The 17,668-nt window shown below is 57.6% G+C and carries 15 protein-coding genes, 1 tRNA gene and 1 pseudogene; 11 read left to right on the top strand and 6 right to left on the bottom strand.

The window, feature by feature from the left end; all coding sequences use genetic code 11:
* The first annotated feature begins 212 nt into the window (after nt 1-212).
* From ABJ076_RS12615 to ABJ076_RS12590, 6 genes and pseudogenes are all read left to right on the top strand, one after another.
* A tRNA-Gln gene (locus ABJ076_RS12615) sits at nt 213-286 on the top strand.
* A gap of 101 nt (nt 287-387) precedes the next feature.
* Nucleotides 388-1,075 (top strand): annotated as a pseudogene (locus ABJ076_RS12610) (IS5 family transposase); the annotation flags it as partial.
* A 500-nt stretch (nt 1,076-1,575) separates the two neighbouring features.
* A complete protein-coding gene (locus ABJ076_RS12605) occupies nt 1,576-2,010 on the top strand; it encodes a hypothetical protein (RefSeq protein ID WP_348189347.1) in 435 nt (144 codons plus the stop codon).
* 78 nt (nt 2,011-2,088) lie between these two features.
* On the top strand, nt 2,089-2,427 hold the full coding sequence (locus ABJ076_RS12600; protein ID WP_348189349.1) for a hypothetical protein: 339 nt from the start codon (nt 2,089-2,091) through the stop codon (nt 2,425-2,427).
* A gap of 345 nt (nt 2,428-2,772) precedes the next feature.
* Nucleotides 2,773-5,085, top strand: a complete 2,313-nt coding sequence (locus ABJ076_RS12595; protein ID WP_348189351.1) for an arylsulfatase — start codon at nt 2,773-2,775, stop codon at nt 5,083-5,085.
* Nucleotides 5,086-5,097: 12 nt separating this feature from the next.
* Complete coding sequence (locus tag ABJ076_RS12590) at nt 5,098-6,123, top strand: formylglycine-generating enzyme family protein (protein WP_348189353.1); 1,026 nt, start codon at nt 5,098-5,100, stop codon at nt 6,121-6,123.
* A gap of 6 nt (nt 6,124-6,129) precedes the next feature.
* On the opposite strand, the gene ABJ076_RS12585 is transcribed toward ABJ076_RS12590, so the two are convergent.
* Entirely contained in the window at nt 6,130-6,366 is a 237-nt protein-coding gene (locus ABJ076_RS12585) for a hypothetical protein (RefSeq protein ID WP_348189355.1), read from the bottom strand.
* A gap of 619 nt (nt 6,367-6,985) precedes the next feature.
* Between ABJ076_RS12585 and ABJ076_RS12580 the strand changes: the two genes are divergently transcribed.
* Nucleotides 6,986-7,486, top strand: a complete 501-nt coding sequence (locus ABJ076_RS12580; protein WP_348189357.1) for a potassium channel family protein — start codon at nt 6,986-6,988, stop codon at nt 7,484-7,486.
* On the opposite strand, the gene ABJ076_RS12575 is transcribed toward ABJ076_RS12580, so the two are convergent.
* The 4 genes from ABJ076_RS12575 to ABJ076_RS12560 all read right to left on the bottom strand — a co-directional run bounded on the left by ABJ076_RS12575 (nt 7,420) and on the right by ABJ076_RS12560 (nt 13,768).
* Entirely contained in the window at nt 7,420-8,877 is a 1,458-nt protein-coding gene (locus ABJ076_RS12575; protein ID WP_348189358.1) for a PLP-dependent aminotransferase family protein, read from the bottom strand. The genes ABJ076_RS12580 and ABJ076_RS12575 overlap by 67 nt on opposite strands.
* Before the next feature lie 27 nt (nt 8,878-8,904).
* The gene (locus ABJ076_RS12570) at nt 8,905-10,296 is read right to left on the bottom strand and encodes an aminotransferase class III-fold pyridoxal phosphate-dependent enzyme (protein WP_348189360.1); all 1,392 of its coding nucleotides are present in this window, start codon (nt 10,294-10,296) and stop codon (nt 8,905-8,907) included.
* A gap of 254 nt (nt 10,297-10,550) precedes the next feature.
* Nucleotides 10,551-12,707 (bottom strand): DEAD/DEAH box helicase, encoded by a 2,157-nt coding sequence (locus ABJ076_RS12565; protein WP_348189362.1) that lies wholly within the window; start codon nt 12,705-12,707, stop codon nt 10,551-10,553.
* A 200-nt stretch (nt 12,708-12,907) separates the two neighbouring features.
* Nucleotides 12,908-13,768 (bottom strand): CoA ester lyase, encoded by an 861-nt coding sequence (locus ABJ076_RS12560; protein WP_348189364.1) that lies wholly within the window; start codon nt 13,766-13,768, stop codon nt 12,908-12,910.
* Nucleotides 13,769-13,963: 195 nt separating this feature from the next.
* On the opposite strand from ABJ076_RS12560, the gene ABJ076_RS12555 reads away from it, so the two are divergent.
* Entirely contained in the window at nt 13,964-14,578 is a 615-nt protein-coding gene (locus ABJ076_RS12555) for a methyltransferase domain-containing protein (protein WP_348189366.1), read from the top strand.
* 114 nt (nt 14,579-14,692) lie between these two features.
* Nucleotides 14,693-15,124: a PAS domain-containing protein gene (locus ABJ076_RS12550; protein ID WP_348189368.1), complete on the top strand. Its 432-nt coding sequence runs from the start codon at nt 14,693-14,695 to the stop codon at nt 15,122-15,124.
* Here ABJ076_RS12550 and ABJ076_RS12545 read toward each other — a convergent pair.
* Nucleotides 15,116-15,517 carry a PAS domain-containing protein gene (locus ABJ076_RS12545; protein ID WP_348199579.1) on the bottom strand — a complete coding sequence of 134 codons (402 nt, stop codon included), beginning with the start codon at nt 15,515-15,517 and terminating at the stop codon, nt 15,116-15,118. The two genes, ABJ076_RS12550 and ABJ076_RS12545, sit on opposite strands and share 9 nt — an antisense overlap.
* Before the next feature lie 57 nt (nt 15,518-15,574).
* On the opposite strand from ABJ076_RS12545, the gene ABJ076_RS12540 reads away from it, so the two are divergent.
* Both ABJ076_RS12540 and ABJ076_RS12535 read left to right on the top strand, forming a co-directional pair.
* A complete protein-coding gene (locus ABJ076_RS12540; RefSeq protein WP_348189370.1) occupies nt 15,575-16,498 on the top strand; it encodes a LysR substrate-binding domain-containing protein in 924 nt (307 codons plus the stop codon).
* Between the two features lie 128 nt (nt 16,499-16,626).
* Nucleotides 16,627-17,493: a CmcJ/NvfI family oxidoreductase gene (locus ABJ076_RS12535; RefSeq protein WP_348189372.1), complete on the top strand. Its 867-nt coding sequence runs from the start codon at nt 16,627-16,629 to the stop codon at nt 17,491-17,493.
* The last annotated feature ends 175 nt before the right edge of the window (nt 17,494-17,668 follow it).

The raw sequence follows: 17,668 nt of genomic DNA, 5'->3' as shown, positions 1-17,668 counted from the left end.
GCCCGGCCGAAGATCATCCAAGACAAGGATCCTATGATGCAAAAATGTATAAAGGATAACCGTCGAAGCAAAGCACTGGCGGCCCGTTTCGACTAATTTCGAGGCGCACCGGCAAAGCATTTCCCTAACAGCTATTTTGGTACTTGCCATCCGCTAGCAAGCTCGCTAATTTCCGCTCCCTGCCGCGAACGCACTCGATGCGCCGGTCCCGTTGGGGGATAGTTTAACGGTAGAACTGCGGACTCTGACTCCGTCAGTCCTGGTTCGAATCCAGGTCCCCCAGCCACTTTTCGTCAAAACATATGCTAAACGATTGATCTCATAAAGTTCTTAGCCCACTCGCCCAGCGTGGCACCCACTTTAGGTTCCGGACCCATAAATTAGTTGCGCGGTGTTGCACGGGTTGATGACCGTCGGGTGATCAGCGGGATCGTGCATGTTCTGAAGAGCGGCGGGCGTTGGGTTGATGCGCCACGTTCGGTCTATGGGCCGCACAAGACCTTGTATAAGCGCTTCGTGCGCTGGTCGGCGAAGGGAGTTTGGGCGGACATCTTTCATGCTTAGGCGGCCGCCGGAGGTCCTCCGGCGCAGCTCCTGATCGACAGCTCGGCTGTGAAGGCGCATCGCTCGGCCGCCGGTGGTAAAGGGGGGCAGCAGCCCAGGCCATAGGCCGCTCTCGCGGCGGGCGCACGACCAAGATCCATGCCCTCACCGATCTTTGGGCCGCCCAGTCGCCTTCTTGCTCACCGGCGGCAATGTGGCCGACTGCACGGCGGCGGATGAGCTGCTGGACCGCTTACCCCCGGTGCGGCTGGTCCATGGCGACAAGGGGTATGACAGTAACGCGGTCAGAGCCAATATCGAAGCCTCAGGCGCCGCGCCGAACATCCCGCCCAAGGCAAACAGAAAATGGAAAAATTGTTTCTCGCCAGCGCTCTATAAAGACCATAATGCCATTGAACGCATGTTCGGGCGGATCAAGGATTTCCGTCGTATCGCAACAAGATACGACAAACTCGCCACGCACTTCCTCTCCGCAGTCCAACTCGTCGCTACCGTATGTTATTGGTTATGAGTCCGGAGCCTAAGCGAACAATTGTTGTCCGTCGTCCAAACCACAAAAGGCGCTGTGGGTCTGATGTTTGACGCCGTTGATTTCATGGACGGCCTCGGGCTTAAACTTCTTGTCTCATTCCACGGTCACCTTGCAAACAAGCAACGCCGCTTGTGGATTAGGGGTGCCTGTGGCCAGCCGAACGAATTGCTTTGCATCACCGGCCGTTGGCGCATGCTGTGTGACGAGAAAACGTGAAGAAGGATGATGGGTGTCTTCACCCTTCCACACCTCAAACAGTAAGAAGCAGCGAGACGCCCGAACGGAAAGCAGTGAAAGAGCGACCAAGCCCGCTTCAGGGTCCATTGAAGCCTAGGTGGGACATAGAGGCTTTCCCGCCCTATTAAGCGTACAATATCCCTCAGGGACCCTTTTGAGACAGCGTGCCGGACTTCTCCGGCCACTTGTCCGTCGCGTCCCAGCCGCCACGTCGTTTGAGCCGAATGCGGTTGCGGATCAGAATGGATAGTGCGACGCTAAAAACCGTCCATACTGCCAGTCATTTTGGAGGAATTCGCCCCATGATCGCTATCCGACTGATCGCTCTCATTATGCTTCTTGCTGGCATCTCAGTCACCCAATCAGCATCAGCGCAAGCATTGTTCGGTGGCCGGAATATGGCGACGGAGTTAATCACAATTGAAGACCTCGAGATCCAGAATAAAGTCGGCTTAGAGCTGCTGAACTCAGGCAAAGAAGGCGACTCTGCGGAATGGTCCAACCCGCAGACTAAAAGCCATGGTACGATCACGTTACGCGATGCCTTTGAATACAATGGAATGAAGTGCCGCAGGGCGGAGATGGAAACCACGCCTAAAGGACTGACCACGCACACTGTCTGGTACAAACATGGTGTTTGTGCTGTGCCAGGAGAAGGTTGGAAATACCTTTACTGACGACCTCTCGCAATTGTGCTGCAGTCCACAATCCGTTTTCAGTTATGATTTAGATCGGTCATAGGTTCGGAGGCTGAAATGGCTTTCTGGTCGTGTTTAAGTCTTTCCCGAATTTTCTTGGTCACTGTGATCGCTTCGGCTGTAACCGTTGGAAGTCAAGCGGTCCAGGCCCGACAAAGCGACGAAGCCCAGGCACTGGTTGAAACAATTATCGACGATCTCGACGTTGACCGTTCCCGTATTCGGTCAGTTGACGTTATTGCCGATCAACAGGGCGGTCGATCACCGGCGTCGAGTTATTCGGGCTGGATCTCGTTCAAGGATTGCAAAGGCAATCTGGTGATTATCCTAGGCCGGACGTTAGCTGTCCAAAGCATCTACACAACAGGCGACTGCAAAGTCTCCGGCGTAGACTGACTGTTTACGTAAAGCGCCGCAGAGCCGGTGCGGCGCTTTACTATTTCAGCAATCCTAACTGGATGTGACGCAGCGCGCCCAAATCCGGAAACTCCAGTGCCATCGTCTCACAGTCTTGCGTCTCCACATGGCTCAAGCTGCGGCTGGCGGTCCCTGTGCGGGTCATTAACGTTGGCTCGGGAAGCGTTTTCGCCATTTAAGTTGAACATCACCAGCTTTCGATCAATGATTGATTGTCGATCAATGCGAGCCCTAAAACAGCGCGCACAAGAGTGGAGCAGAACAGCCCAGACAGTAAAAAAACAAGGCCTTAACAACGGCTTAAATATAGGGGAGAAATGCGCGATGAATCAGGTTCAAATCCTGACTTCTAGAATTCTTGCCCTCGGCGCGATAGCGCTGACCGGCTTGCAGCCTGCAGCGGCCCAGGACATCCAGACCAAAGATGTAGAAGGTTTCGGCGGCGTTATTGCCAGGGAATACGAAAATTCGCGCGAATGGTGGCCGGCCGACCCACGACCGCCCGAAGGTGCACCAAACGTCATCATGTTTGTCCTTGATGATGTCGGTTTCGCCCAGGTCGGAAGCTTCGGCGGGCTGATCGAGACTCCCAACATCGACAAACTGGCCTCCAACGGGCTGCGCTATAATAATTTCCACACCACCGCACTATGCTCGCCGTCGCGCGCGTCGCTTATGGCTGGCCGCTTCCCGCATTCCATCGGCCTCGGCAGCCACGCGCTGACGGCGATGGGCTTTCCCGGCTACAACGCGGTGATGCCTGCCTCGGCAAAGTCGGTCGCCAACTATCTGCAGAGCGTCGGATATGTGAACTACGCACTTGGCAAATGGGACCACACGCCGCTCTACGAAGTTTCTCAGGTTGGCCCCTTTGACCGTTGGCCGAGCGGAGAAGGTTTTCAGCACGCCTATACGTTCATGGCCGCCGATGTGCACCAGTTCGTGCCGGTCATGTGGAACGATCATTCGCCAGAGCCTTACCGGAAGTCCGTTCATTTGGATCAGGACTTGGCCGACCGGGCCATCGAATGGATTACCGGCCACAAGTCCATCAAGCCTGACTTGCCGTTCTTGATGCTTTGGGCGTCTGGCTCCATGCATTCACCTCATCACGCCCCGGATTCCTATCTCGACCGATACAAGGGCAAATTCGACATGGGGTGGGATAAGGCACGCGAAGCCATCCTCGCGCGGCAAAAGCAACTCGGAATCATTCCCCAGAAGACGGAATTGACCGAGCGGATTGATGAAATACCTGCTTGGGATTCCCTTTCAGCGGATGAGAAGAGACTCTATGCAAGACAGATGGAAGTCTTCGCAGCGCAGATGGAGTGGGTGGATTTCCAGATCGGGCGCATTGTAGGCGAGCTGGAGCGGATTGGCGAACTCGAGAACACCCTGATCTTCGTCACAGCCGATAACGGCGCCAGCGGCGAAGGCGGCCTCGCCGGCACCTTCAATGAAACCTACGTGCTGAATGGATTGCAGACCAGCCTGGAAGCAAACCTCCGCCACTTGGAGCGCTGGGGGCGCGAGGATACCTACCCGCACTATCACGCCGGATGGGCAATGGCGGGTAACACCCCCTTCCGCTATTTCAAGCAAAGCCAGCACCGTGGCGGCCAACACGATCATCTGGTGGTGCATTGGCCAGACGGTATTGAGGCGAAAGGCGAAATCAGGAAACAATATCATCACATCTCGGATATCGCGCCGACGATCATGGAAGCGGCTGGCGTCCAGGTCCCCGACAGCTATCACGGCGTGAAGCAGCAGCCGATGGATGGCACTTCAATGCTGTACAGCTTCAATGATGCCGCCGCACCGGACCGGAAGCGGCGCCAGTACTTCGAGATGTTCGGCAATCGCGCGATCTGGGCCGATGGCTGGAAGGCCGTGACCTTGCATGCCAACCGGATGCCCTGGAACGTGAATGTTGTGTTGCCGTTCGATCAGGACGAGTGGGAGCTTTACCACGTCGCGGAGGATTTCTCCGAGAACGTGAACCTCGCTTCCGTTCATCCGGAAAAACTTGAGGAGCTGAAACAAATCTTCGATGAGGAGGCATGGAAGTATAACGTCTATCCGCTATACGACGACATGGTAAAGCGCCTGACAAAACAGCAGGACCGCCTGTTCGAGGGGCAAAATCAGTTCGTCTACTTTGCGCCAGGCGCCTTCCGAATTGCCGAAAAAGCCTCGGCCCCGGTCAAGAACCGGGCACACCGGATCGAGACCACGCTTGAGCTACAAGGCGGGGAAGAAGGCGTGATCGTTGCTGTCGGCGGGATGACCGGGGGATTCTCCATGTTCGTTCAGGATGGCAAGCTTCACTTCGATTACAACTATCTCGACGGCGTCCATTACAACCTTGTCTCGCCACCGTTGCCGCAAGGCGCAACTGAGCTCAAATTCAATTTCATCAAAACCCGGGAGTTCGGCGGGATCGGCGAGCTCTATGTGAACGGTGAAAAAGTGGACGAAGTCGAAATGCCTCAGATGCATATTTCCACCTATTCGCTCGCCGAGACCTTCGATATCGGTCTTGATACCGGCACGCAGGTGTCGAGACTCTATACGGATCCCTTTGCATTCAAAGGGAAGCTCGACAGAGTGGTCATCACGCTGACCGATTAACGGGTCCGCATCATGAGACACATCTTTGCCGGGCCGCTTTTGGCATTGCTTCTTCTGCTTCCAGCCAGCGCGGAAGCGGCCCAGAAAGTCTGTGTAGAAGGACGACAAGACGGCAGCCCAATCACGTCCCGAATGGTACGGATCGACGGCGGTCTGTTTACGATGGGCGCCGATATGGAGCGGCCGGAAGAAAACGCCCCGCATCTGGTTCAAGTGTCAGCTTTCTGGATAGACCGTTACGAGGTCACCAATCGTGATTTCGCCGCCTTCGTCGAGGCGACCGGTCACAGTACGGTGGCGGAACGTGGTCTCGATCCGGTCCGCCATCCTGGCCTCCCGACCACTCTCCTAGCACCTGGCTCAATGGTGTTTTCCGCCCCGCAAAACAAGAACAGGGTTACCGATCCAAATGCTTGGTGGTCCTATGTCGCCGACGCCAACTGGCGCGCACCACTTGGCCCTGGCAGTAGCATAGAGGGACTGGAGAACCATCCAGTCGTCCATGTCGCCTATGAAGACGCCCTTGCTTACGCGAAATGGATGGGCCGCGACTTACCGACCGAGGCGGAATGGGAATTCGCTGCCCGCGGCGGGCTCGAAGGTAAACGCTACCCCTGGGGGGACTCCTATGATCTGATCGAGGGCTGGAAGGCGAATACTTGGCAGGGTGCATTTCCAGCGACCAACACGCAAGACGACGGCTACCGGAGCACTGCTCCAGTCGGCTGTTTTCCCCCGAACGGCTACGGGCTGCACGACATGGCCGGAAATGTCTGGGAGTATGCCCGGGATCTCTGGGCGCCCGGCCATTCTCGCGCGCCAGCCGCAAACCCGACCGGACCGTCGCTCAGAATTGCGCACCGCTACGCTGGAGCAACTGGGCCGTCTGTCGTCATCAAAGGCGGATCATGGCTCTGTGCGCCTAATTTCTGCCAGCGTTACCGGCCATCAGCGCGGCAACCCCAAGAGCTTAGCCTCGGCTCGAACCATATCGGATTCAGGACCGTCCTGCGTGAGAGAACCGGCACTGACCGTTAAAGCCCTCTACTTCAATGCTTCGGCTGCATCCAGATAGCTGTCGCAGGCCGAGACTTTGAGTTGATCGCCTTCGGCTTTCTTGACGCAATCCTGAAACTCTTCAATCAGGTTCAAGCGCTCCCGTGCGAACTTTTCCTGCGCATCAAAGGCTCTCTCTTGAGCCTTCGCCGCGTCGTCCGCCGGCGTCGAACACGCTGCCAGCAAACCGGCCACAATTATGGACGTGAAAATGGATATCCGCATGATCGCCTCCCCCGACTGCGATTCGTCTCTTACTCAGAAATAATTCGTACATTTCTTTTGAGTAAAAAATCAGTCTTCATACTGTTTTATTGACATCAGTGTTTCATCGATTTTATCTGATGTCGATGATGAACACTCTGCCCGTCCAGCGATATTAGAAACCATCGCGGTGAAGACTGTCGAAGGGTCGTGCCGAGCGGAAACGCGAACGCACTAAAATGTTCGTAGGAGCCATTGCCCGACACAGCTTTCCCGGAAGAACAAATCCATCAAAACAAACCGACCCGGCATTCAAGGTTGCCGGGCCGCTGGTGGAGTTTGATCTCGAAATCGACCAAGAGCTGGAAAAGAATCAGATCCTAAAGCGGAGCGATCCGGCGACCTGTAGAACCGAAATGTAATCCGCTAAGACGGCGTAAGCGGGCGCAGACGCGCTGCGAGGACGCGGAGCGTGAATACAAGCACCAGAGCATACTTCTCGAGCGCGGGCATGTCGGTCATGATCCTAGCCGGTCTGACGCTCGGTGCTTTCCTGATCATAGTGCTGATCACCCTCTTCTAGGCTATCCTCGACCGGATCGGGTAACCCGGCACCTGCGGCTCCGTTCAAGAGGGACCAATGCTCTTAATCAATTTGGCCGTCGCCACGGCAGCGATTGCGACCGTCATTGTGGTGCAGCTTGCTGCTACATTGGTCCTTGCGTACCAAGTCCGCCGGTTCATTCCAGTCTGGATCGAACATCATCCGGCGCAGTTCGTCATCGCACGCTCGGCTCTCTTGTCTTTTGCAATTTTGTTCCTCGGCCACATTGTTCAAATCTGGTTTTGGGCCGGCCTCTATATCGTTCTGGGCGAATTCACCGATTTTGAGACGGCGCTCTACTTCTCGACAGTGACCATCTCCACGCTCGGATATGGCGACATTGTCCTGTCGCCCGATTGGCGGCTACTTGGAGCAATCGAGGCCGCCAGCGGCATTCTGCTGTTCGGCTGGAGTACCGCGATGCTCGTCGCGGTGCTTATGCGGACCTGGCAAGGTGCGCTGCAGCGGCATCAGTCCAGCGCCGCCGCGATGCGCTCGATCCCTTCGGCAATGCGGGCGGAAGGGATCGACGAATAGGCCAGACGATAGAATTGAGCGTTACCGTCTACGGCATCGAAAAATGTCTGCCCAGGTTCGATCAGAACGCCCTGCTCGCGCAGAGACACTGCCAGATCGGCCGTGTTGACGCCATTCGGCGCTTTCATCCAGAAACTGGATCCGCCGAAACTGCCGGCTCCAGCAACCTCAAGCCCACACTCACGTATCGCCTTCTCCATGACGGCGCGACGACGGCCATAGGCCTTACCGATACGGTTCAGCATGCTGTCGTGATAGCCGCGAGAGAGGAAATAAGTCGTTGTGCGCTGAACGCTTCCAGGCGGATGCCGCAGCACCATAGCCCTGAGCGCACGCGCCTCCCGGATGAAGGCCGGTGAGGCAACAAGATAGCCAAGCCGCAGACCGGGAAACAAGGATTTGGAGAAAGATCCGATATAGATCACGGATCCGGCGCGATCGAGTGACTTCAGCGCGGGAGTCGGTTTCTGGGCGAAGGACATCTCGAATTCATAATCGTCTTCCACGATAATGAAATTCCGCTCTGAAGCCAGACGCAGCAAATCCCGGCGCCGGCCCATCGGCATCGTCGTGTTCGTCGGGCATTGATGGCTTGCCGTCGTGAAGACCACATTGACCTGATCAGGCAGCCGTTCCGGAGGCAAGCCGTTCTCATCAACATCGACAGGAACTGTGCGGCAGGAACTGTGCTGCAACACTTTCCTGAGACCGGGATAGCAGGGGTTCTCGATAACCGCCGTGCGGTCGCTTGTGAGCAGCAGTTGCGTGCAAATCCAGATGGCGTTCTGGGCGCCGAGGGTGAGTAAGACCTCTTCTGGCCGGGCGGAAATTCCCCGCCGTGGCAGAACGTTCCGGACGATATATTCGATCAGTTTTGGATCGTCCTGCTCGTACCTGTCCGCCGTGACCTCTTCGAAATCCTTGCGGCCATGCGCCTCCAGCGCGCAACGGCGCCAATTGTCATGATCGAACAGGCTTGGGTCCGGCTGGCCGTAAATGAAAGGAAACTCATAGCCGCGCCAGTCCGGCGGCCGCAGCATATTCGACTGGTCGGAAAACCGCGCGCCGAGCGCTCGCTGCCAGTCGACTGACTCTGTCCGCTCCGTGTCGCCGAGCTTGTAGTCGGGCGGGCGCGGCGCATTTTCGGAGATGAAATGGCCAGACCTGCCTCGGGACGTCAGGTACTCGCTGGCCACCAGTTCCGCATAGGCCAGCGTCACCGTAACCCGGCTGACACCGAGCTGCTGTGCCAGCATGCGGCTCGATGGCATCTTTTCTCCCGGCAGAAAACGGCCAGCCAGAACGCTCTGGCTGACCATTTGCTGGATCTGCTTCTGCAATGTTCCGTCGAATTGCGGATCAAGGTGAAACTGTGTCGCCTTGATACTCATAGACTGAACACCAGCCGCCGGGAGCGCCTATTTCCCGGAACCGAACACAGCCGTCAGGGCGTTGTCGATGGCGCCGGTGATCTGGTCGATATCCGACTTCGTGGCAATCAGAGCCGGGGACAGGCAGAGCGTGTTGTTGAAGCCCGGGAGCGACCTGTTGGTAACGCCAATAAGCACGCCCTCGGCATTGCAGTGGCCGACCACGGCCTGAGCCTTGATCTCATCCACCGGCTCCTTTGTCTCACGGTCCGCAACCAGCTCGGCACCCCAGAAAAGGCCCTTGCCGCGCACGTCGCCGATCACCGGATGCTTGTCCATCAGCGCAAGAAGGTTCTGCTCCAGACGCGCGCCCATCTCGGCCGTGTTCTCAAGCAGGTTTTCTTCCTCGATGATACGCATGTTCTCGAGCGCCGCGGCCGGACCAGAGGTGCAGCCACCAAAGGTCGAGATATCGCGGAAATAGCTCATCGGATCGGAGGCATCTGCCTTGAACTGATCGAAAACGGCTTCGGTGGTGACGGTACAGGAGATCGCCGCATAACCCGAGGCAACGCCCTTCGCCATAGTGACGATGTCCGGCTTGATGCCGTAATGCTGATAGCCAAACCATTCGCCGGTCCGGCCAACGCCGCAGACCACTTCGTCGAGAATCAGCAGGATGCCGTATTTGGTGCAGATCTCCTGGACCCGCTCCCAGTATCCTTCCGGCGGGGTGATGACGCCACCACCGGCGGTGATGGTCTCAAGGCAGAGGCCGCCGACCGTGTCCGGACCTTCGCGCAGGATGACTTCCTCGATCGCATCGGCGGCGCGCTCACCGTAATTCTCAGCCGTGTCATATTGGTTGCGATATTCAAGGCAGTGCGGAACCGCCACGAAACCCGGCGTGAACGGGCCGTAATGAGCCTGTCGCTGCGGCTGACCGGCGGCCGAGAGAGTGGTGATGGTGGTGCCATGATAGTCCCGGTCCCGGTACAGGATCTTGGACTTCTTGCCGCCGTGATGCTGCGCGGAGATCTGGCGCACCATCTTGAAGGCCTTCTCGTTCGCTTCCGAGCCGGAGTTCGAATAATAGACCCGGCTCATGCCCGGCATCTTGGAGATAAGCTGTTCGGAAAAGCGAGCAGCAGGAACGGAGCCGAGAGCACCTGCGAAATAGTTCATCTTCACGAGCTGATCGCGCACCGCGTCGGCGATGCTTTCCCGGCCATAGCCGACATTCACCGTCCAAACGCCGCCGGACACGCCATCGAGATGTTCCTTGCCGTTGATATCCCAGACCCGCATTCCCTTGCCCTCGACAATGATCCTGGGATCAACCGTCTCGAACATCTTGTGCTGCATCAGGTGATGCCAGACATGCGCCTTGTCGGAGGCGACGACATCGGAAAGATCATTTTCGAATTGCATGGTGCTCATGGCGAAGGGTCTCCAAGGTCCGGCCGCGAGGAAATCCGGCCAAATGAAATCGTCAGCTCGCAGAATTACACAGTCACGGCACGAACCATAAGTCCAGATTGCACCTGCGGATAAGACCAGAATATCCGAGCCAGCCGGAGAGCGGAAACAAAACAAGCGCCGGACTGGTGACCGGCGCTTGCCTAATAATTCTCAGCATGACGTCAGAACCGGAAATTGCGCAGATACAAGGCGCCCCCGGAGTTCTGGCAGTCTTAATCGACCCAGGGGGCCTTCGGCTTGTTCACACCCTTGCGGTGCGGTTTCTTGGTGCCGGAACCAGGCTTCGACTGGGGTTTGCCCTTAGCGGGTTTGCCAGGCTTGCCGGATTTGCCATCCGCAGATGCAGATCTCGGTTTGTCGAACTTAGGTTTGCCCAGCTTAGGTTTATCGAACTTCGCCCCTGCTTTGGAAACACCATCCTTCGGCTTTCTGGGCTTCTTGAGCTTGCGATCAGGTGCCGTGCCTGTATCCGGTTTGGCGTTCGGCTCAGTTGTTGGGGTTGGGGCGCTCTCGACGGACTGCGTTACTGCGTCCCGCGCCGGCCGAGCCCGATCCTCACCCATGTCACGTCCGCGCTTCGGCGGACGGCCGCTCTGTTCTGCCCCGCCACTAGAAGAACGCGGAGCGCGGGATGCCGCCTCACCGTCGGCTCTGGGTTTGCGCGGTGCTGACTCTCTAGGTTTGCGGGGAGCGCGCGGCTCCGGAGCCGATGATGCCTCGGACGGAGCACTAGCCATCCGGTCAACGGTGATGCTCTTCTCGACCTTGCGGCTCGGACCGACCGCCGCCAGGAACTTGTCCACCGCCTTGGGGTGCAGCTCAACGTGCGTTTCGGTCTCCTGGATCTTGATCGCCCCCACATCGGATTTGGTGATGTCGCCGGTGCGGCACAGCATCGGTAACAGCCAGCGCGCTTCGGCCTTGTGGTTTCGGCCGACCGAAAGGCGAATCCAGACACCGTCTTCGAAGTCCTGCCGACGCTTGCGGGGCTCGCCGCGATCCCCACGGTCGCCCCTATCACCACGGTCTCCACGGTCGTAACGCTCGCCGCCCGAGGGATCATTCATCAGCTCTTCAGGTGCAGGGAGTCCGGCCATGCGCTTGCGCAGGAACGCAATGGCAACGGCCTCGGCTTCATGACTGGACAACAGCTCCGCCGCGAAGGCGCGTTCTTCCTCGGTGGTCTCACCGCTAAGATCCGCATCCTCGAGGATGCGTTTGCGGTCCAGCGCGAGAATCTCGTCAACCGAGGGCGGCTTGCCCCAGGTCGCCTTGATATTCGCATTCGACAGCATCCGCTCGGTCTGGCGCCGCCGGGAATAGGGCACGATCAGGGTAGAGACACCCTTGCGCCCCGCTCTGCCAGTACGGCCACTCCGATGCAGCAGGGATTCCTGGTTCTTCGGCAGGTCGGCATGGATCACCAGTTCCAGGTTCGGCAAATCGATACCGCGCGCCGCGACGTCGGTGGCAACACAGACCTGAGCCCGGCCGTCCCGCAGTGCCTGCAGGGCATGGGTCCGCGCGCTCTGGCTAAGCTCACCAGACAGGGCAACCACGGAGATCCCCCGATTGGTGAACCGGCTGGTCAGATGGTTCACCGTGGCACGGGTGCTGCAGAAAACGATGGTCGTGACCGCATCCGAATGCCGCAGCACATTGATGATGGCATTCTCACGGTCGTTCGGAGCGCAAGCCAGGGCCCGGTATTCGATATCCCCGTGCTGGTTTTTCTCGCCAGCCGTCGAAATGCGCACGGCATCCTTTTGATAGCGTTTGGCAAGAGAGGCGATGGTGCGAGGAACAGTGGCCGAGAACATCAGTGTCCGGCGGGTTTCGGGCGAGGATTTCAGGATGAATTCCAGATCCTCACGGAAGCCGAGATCGAGCATCTCGTCCGCCTCGTCCAGCACAATTGTTTTCATGCCAGACATGTCGAGCGACCTGCGCTCGACATGATCCCGCAAACGCCCCGGTGTACCGACGACGATATGCGCGCCGCGCTGTAGCGCCATCCGCTCTGTCCGCATGTCCATACCGCCGACGCAGGACACCACTGAAGCGCCTGTGAATTCATAGAGCCATTCCAGCTCACGCTTCACCTGCAGGGCCAACTCGCGGGTCGGTGCGACAGCCAACGCAACGGGGGAGGATACCCGCTCAAAGCGTTCGGCATCGCCCAGCAGGGTCGGCGCCATAGCCAAACCAAATGCCACCGTCTTGCCCGAACCGGTCTGGGCGGAGACCAGAGCGTCGGCATCCTGCATGTCGTTGGCAATGACCGCCTGCTGAACAGGGGTCAGCGTCTCATATCCGCGCTTCGCCAATGCCTTACCGAGCGCCGGAACAACGCCTTCAAATTCTGTCATGTCATGTCTTTCGGAATGCCTGCGATCGACCGTTCGGGAACCATGTTTCCCCCGGTGGGATCAGCAGCGCGGCGCCTTGTGCGCGTGAACGAATTAAAGTGGCGCGCAACATAGGCGTGAAAACGTCAAATGTACAGCGTTCCGGCGCGCATAGCTGCTGGCCGGATACGGCATTCGTGCTCTCGATAGACGGCCCTGCACTACCCTTGAATGCGCTCGGCGATTGCCAGAATACGGTGCATGTCCCGCAATACCGGTTTTTCGATCAGTTTGCCGTCGATCACGACAAGGCCCGTATCCGCCTCCTCAAAGGTTTGTACAACGCGCCGCGCATGGGCGATGACTTCTGCAGTTGGAGTGAATACCTCGTTGAGAGCCGGGATCTGCTTCGGGTGGATCGAGCCTTTGCCGCTAAAGCCCAGGTCGCGGGCGAATTCGGCCTCACGGCGCATGCCGTCCGGATCCTGCAGGTCAAGATAGGGCACGTCGATCACATCGAGCCCCGCGCTTGCCGCCGCATGCACGACGCGGGAGCGGGCATAGAGCAGCGGCTCCCAGGCATTCCGGCAGCGCAATTCCGCCGCCATATCGACCCCGCCGAAGAACAGAGCATCTATCCTCGCGCTTGACCGGGCAATATCGTGGACGGCTTCTAGCCCTGCGTTGGTTTCGATAATAATGTGCAAGCGCGTATCGTGCCCACGTTCACTAAGCAAAGTGTCGAGCCAAACAATTTCATCCGGCGTCCGGACCTTCGGCAACATCAATGCCGGTGGTGGTGTGTCGCTCGCCAGAACCGCCTGCACATCCGCCAGACCGAATGCCTCGCGCAGACAGTTAATGCGGACGATCCGCTCGACTCCATCATCTGCCTGCGGTTTGGCAAACAACGCCATGGCATTCCGGCGCGCCTCGTCCTTGTCTTTCGGCGCGATCCCATCCTCCAGCTCGACGCAGACAATGTCCGTCCCACAGGCGAGAGCCTTCGGGAACATGTCCGGCTTCAGACCCGGCAAGAAAATAAAGCTGCGGCGCGGGCGGAGAATGCGTTCGGTCGTCATGGGCAATACCCGTCTTCTTTTCTTGGAATGGCGGCTTTTCTTGGAATGGCGGCCCAAGGAATAACAGACGCATCCCGCGAATGGCAGAGCCTCAGGAAATTCAATATGGTCAACTGACGAATATAGCCCCTTAATCCATTGTACGTTTCAAGGTCAAAGGGCACACTGTCGGCTGATTCGAAAGGATGTCAGAACGTGGTTTCACAGGAAGAAATGCAGCCTGAAGGCGCAAAGCAGGCGCTCAAGCTCAATCTTGGGTGCGGAAAGGTCATCCGCGACGGCTGGGTGAACCACGACATCATGCCCGGGCCGGGCGTCGATGTGATTTATGATCTCGAGACATGCGGGATCGAGCCGTTTCCGCTTCCGGACGATTCCGTCGACGAGATCCATGCCTCACATCTGATTGAGCATATTGATCGTGTCCTGCCATTCATGCAGGAGATGTGGCGGGTCGCGAAAAATGACTGCACGTTCGAGCTCAAGCTGCCTTTCGGGGCGACCGACATGGCCTGGGCCGATCCAACTCACAAACGGCCCTTCTTCATTCGTAGCTTCGATTACTTCCAGCAGCCGTTCTACAATTTCGCGGATTACGGTTATCGGGGAGACTGGGGCACTGACGAAGTGACCTTCCTGATACCAAGGAGTGTTGCCGGGTCAAATACCGCAGATGAGCTGATGCACCGCATCAACACCGAGCGCAATCTGGTGGCGGAAATGCAGGTAAATCTGATTGCTTTCAAGCCGATGCGGCCGAACGACCGGGCCCTGATGACCATTCCCAAGGTCAATTTGAACATCGTTTGAGAGCAAGGTCCGCGTTGACTGATTGAATTTTATCAATTTCTAAATGTTTTTGGTCGATCATCGGAGAATAGCGATTTCCGCATAACTTGAATGTTATCGAACCGAAGACCTCCCATGACCCAATCTATAGTGGATAAGGCCCTAGCCTATTGGGACCAAATTGGTGGTGCAAACTGCACCCCTGAGCGTATTGCATTTGATCCCTGTGATATCCCCCGGCTCTTGCCCCACGTTGTTTTCATGAAAGTCGTCAATGGTGGCGGAGACTTCCAGTTCCGCGTGATCGGTGATACTGCTCGGTCATTCTTCGCGGAGAACTACACCGGACGTCTGGTCAGCGACTTGCAGCATGTCAAGCAGGATGGCCCACTCATCGAAAACTTGCGCCAGGCCGTGCGGACTGGGCGCCCTGTTCGTCGGCCAGTCGAGTATGTCGGCCCACGATCAGACTTCGTGAAGCTCGATGAGGTCGTCTTGCCGTTCTCTGGCCCGGACGGGTCCGTGACGTATCTACTGACGGTTTTAGAACTGGTCAGGCTAGATTAGCCCAACAGGTGTGATCCTTTTACTGCAACATGCAGCAGGTCCGAAAACCATCATTCCGACAAAATGGTCCACACCTTCAAAATTGTCTGCAAGCGGTAACAGAAGGCTTTCGTATCCAAGGTGTTCCTTGCGGCGCCACTCCACGACAGCATGGCCCCTGATTGGCCGCCGTTCGTCCCAAACCTTGCAATACAGCTCAAGACCGGACGGGCCAAATATCTCACCAACATTTCGACCGGCATTATCGATGCCGACATGTTCGGTGATCGCCGTACCGATCTGTGTATAGCGAAAATCATCTGAAGCTTTTTCCGGAACGACAACGAAGAGATTGCCAAGAAATCGTTTCACTTCGACAGGGTCGAAATCACACCTGAAACGCGGGCGAGTAATCGGATCATCTTTCAGGAAAGGCTCGGCACGGCGCAGGACTTGAGGTATTTTTCACAAATGGCCTCGCATGATACCCGCCTTCCTCCCTTTCGCTCGCTCCTCGCATTTCGCGCTGCGGCAACGCATGATCGGCTAGCCGATGCCGCTGTCGCTCTTGGCGTTACAGAATCCGCGGTCAGTCATCAAATTCGACAACTGGAGACCTTGCTGCGGACGCAATTGTTCGACCGCACAAACCGGCGCCTCGTGCTGACGGAAACCGGAGTTCGCTACCTCGCCCGGATAGACCCGGCTATCAGGGAACTTGAAGCGGCAACCGAAGCGGTCCTGCCTTCCGATGGCCGAGCAATTGTCCGGCTCACATTGCCGACGTCAATGGCCGCAACCTGGCTGCTGCCGCGCCTCGGCGCCTTCGAATCAGCGAACCCGGACCTCGACATCCAGCTGGTGCCGACGACACGGGTCATCGACCTTGAGCGTGATCAGGTGGACATAGGCATCAGATACGGACGCGGTAACTGGCCGAATGTCGATAAAACGTTCCTCTTCGACGACAATGCAACTCCCGTAGCCGCTCCGGGATACGTGCCAGAGGGCGAGGAAGACATTGAAGAAGTCCTGAAGCGATCACGCTTGATTGTCGTTCGCAGCATTCCTGATGAATGGCAGGAATGGGCCAAGGCACGCGGCCTGGCACCGCCAGAGTTAAGAGGGGCGCTGGAGCTCGATGCAATTGAACAGGGGCTGCAGGTTGCTGAAGCCGGGCATGGCATAACCATCGGCCGGTCACCCTATATCGAAGCTCGTCTTGCCCGCGGCACTCTGGTTACGCCGTTCGGCGCAACAGCCTCCTCCGGTGCCGCATTCTATCTCTGCCTGCCGGCAAACAGGCCTCCGCCCGGACGAACGCTGCGGGTGAAACGCTGGCTGCTTGAGCAAGCAGGTGCAAGCCGAAAAGCGCTTGAGCCAACCCAGCCATAGCAGCGGCCTCTTTCTTAAATTTTTCTCAAGTAAACTTGAATTCTTCTCTTTTGTACCCGGCTCTTTCAGGGCCTATCTAGAGTGCCATCACAACAGGCCGGCATCCGGCGGCCAAGAGGAGACAAACGATGGCGAATGCTGTTCAGAACCGCATCAACGATCCAGTTTCAGAAAATGCTGTGAATGTTATGGCCCCGCTGACTTTCATGGTGCCCCAGGCGGAAAAGCCTGCTCTTTACAGCGCAGCCTATACCGGCGGCGCTCCTGATTTTCACTTCTCCGTCGAGCAGCACGACGTTCTGGTGGCGGATATCCGCGCTCATGCCGGATCGTTCAGCCTCGACAAGGAAGGCTTCGAGTTCCGGGCCGTGCCAACGAATGTGGCCGATCTGTACGATGATAATGCTGTCGAAACAGCCTATTACGATGAAATTCGCCACCTGCTCACGCAGGAGTATGGTGCCAGCCAAGTCGCCATTTTCGACGCCACTCGTCGTTCAGATGGCGGGCACGGCGCCAGCAACAAAGACGGGAACCGTGGCCCGGCTTCGCGTATCCATGTGGATTACACGGCAAAGAGTGGCCCACAGCGCGCTCGCGACGTACTAGGAGCCAACGAATTCGAGCGCTTGATCGAGTCCGGTGCGCGTATTGTCCAGGTCAATGTCTGGCGGCCAATCAGCGGGCCTGTCCAGCGATCCCCGCTCGCCCTCGCCGACGCGACCAGTGTCGAAGCGGCCGACATGATTGCGACGGATCAGGTCTTCCCCGACCGGGTCGGCGAGATCTATCACCTGTCCCACAACAAGGGTCAGCGTTGGTATTATGTGCCGGAGATGACCCGGGACGAAGCCCTGCTAATCAAGGGCTGGGACAGCCTGGAAGATGGCCGTGCGCAGTTCACTCCGCACAGCGCCTTCGCCCTGCCGTCGCAGACCGCTGGCACACCTGCACGGGAAAGCATTGAAGTCCGCACCTTCGTGGTGATCGAGTAGGCGATCCCCGTTAGCACCATTGCAGTTCCGGCCGCCGCCCTGTCGCTGACCCGGGCCGGGATTTCCGGCCCGGTCCGGCTCAATTGATACGGATCAATGTTCCGTATCATGATCTTCATCATATTAGCCTCAATCAGCTTACGTTCCAGTCGTAAGAGCATCTGCTGTCAGCGCT

It is taken from the genome of Nisaea sp. (assembly GCF_039990255.1).
In the GTDB taxonomy this organism is placed as follows: domain Bacteria; phylum Pseudomonadota; class Alphaproteobacteria; order Thalassobaculales; family Thalassobaculaceae; genus Nisaea.
The sequence above is the reverse complement of the archived record's forward strand: the minus strand, read 5'-3'. Positions and strand labels throughout refer to the sequence as shown.

What these genes read in the sequence shown, in the direction of transcription:
- ABJ076_RS12605 (WP_348189347.1), top strand. Translation starts at nt 1,576, where the DNA reads ATGGATAGTGCGACGCTAAAAACCGTCCATACTGCCAGTCATTTTGGA.
- ABJ076_RS12600 (WP_348189349.1), top strand. Translation starts at nt 2,089, where the DNA reads ATGGCTTTCTGGTCGTGTTTAAGTCTTTCCCGAATTTTCTTGGTCACT.
- ABJ076_RS12595 (WP_348189351.1), top strand. Translation starts at nt 2,773, where the DNA reads ATGAATCAGGTTCAAATCCTGACTTCTAGAATTCTTGCCCTCGGCGCG.
- ABJ076_RS12590 (WP_348189353.1), top strand. Translation starts at nt 5,098, where the DNA reads ATGAGACACATCTTTGCCGGGCCGCTTTTGGCATTGCTTCTTCTGCTT.
- ABJ076_RS12585 (WP_348189355.1), bottom strand. Translation starts at nt 6,366, where the DNA reads ATGCGGATATCCATTTTCACGTCCATAATTGTGGCCGGTTTGCTGGCA.
- ABJ076_RS12580 (WP_348189357.1), top strand. Translation starts at nt 6,986, where the DNA reads ATGCTCTTAATCAATTTGGCCGTCGCCACGGCAGCGATTGCGACCGTC.
- ABJ076_RS12575 (WP_348189358.1), bottom strand. Translation starts at nt 8,877, where the DNA reads ATGAGTATCAAGGCGACACAGTTTCACCTTGATCCGCAATTCGACGGA.
- ABJ076_RS12570 (WP_348189360.1), bottom strand. Translation starts at nt 10,296, where the DNA reads ATGAGCACCATGCAATTCGAAAATGATCTTTCCGATGTCGTCGCCTCC.
- ABJ076_RS12565 (WP_348189362.1), bottom strand. Translation starts at nt 12,707, where the DNA reads ATGACAGAATTTGAAGGCGTTGTTCCGGCGCTCGGTAAGGCATTGGCG.
- ABJ076_RS12560 (WP_348189364.1), bottom strand. Translation starts at nt 13,768, where the DNA reads ATGACGACCGAACGCATTCTCCGCCCGCGCCGCAGCTTTATTTTCTTG.
- ABJ076_RS12550 (WP_348189368.1), top strand. Translation starts at nt 14,693, where the DNA reads ATGACCCAATCTATAGTGGATAAGGCCCTAGCCTATTGGGACCAAATT.
- ABJ076_RS12540 (WP_348189370.1), top strand. Translation starts at nt 15,575, where the DNA reads ATGGCCTCGCATGATACCCGCCTTCCTCCCTTTCGCTCGCTCCTCGCA.
- ABJ076_RS12535 (WP_348189372.1), top strand. Translation starts at nt 16,627, where the DNA reads ATGGCGAATGCTGTTCAGAACCGCATCAACGATCCAGTTTCAGAAAAT.